The organism is Nocardioides humilatus, assembly GCF_008373755.1.
In the GTDB taxonomy this organism is placed as follows: Bacteria; Actinomycetota; Actinomycetes; order Propionibacteriales; family Nocardioidaceae; genus Nocardioides; species Nocardioides humilatus.
Map to the genome: position 1 here is coordinate 1 of NZ_VUJV01000063.1, position 219 is coordinate 219.

Here is a 219-nt window from a genome sequence, read left to right on the forward strand (position 1 = left end):
TTCAGATACGACAGCAGGTGTGATTAGCTTGTACTGTGGGACTTCCTTGTACAGTTTCTCATATGTGGGTTTATCAAACAACACCTGGTTGTTCAACTTGTCACGAACTTTTCCTTTGGACCACTTCTTCTTCTTGGCTTTGCCGCCACCGGATCCTTCCTTCTTCTTCTGTGTTTTTTGAGGCTGTTTGGCCGAAGCCTTCGCGTCCTTCTTGGGCGG

1 protein-coding gene is annotated in these 219 nt (G+C 47.5%); it reads right to left on the bottom strand.

The window, feature by feature from the left end; all coding sequences use genetic code 11:
* A partial coding sequence (locus F0U44_RS24005) for an eS25 family ribosomal protein (RefSeq protein WP_149730589.1) occupies positions 1 to 219 on the bottom strand: 219 nt, incomplete at both ends.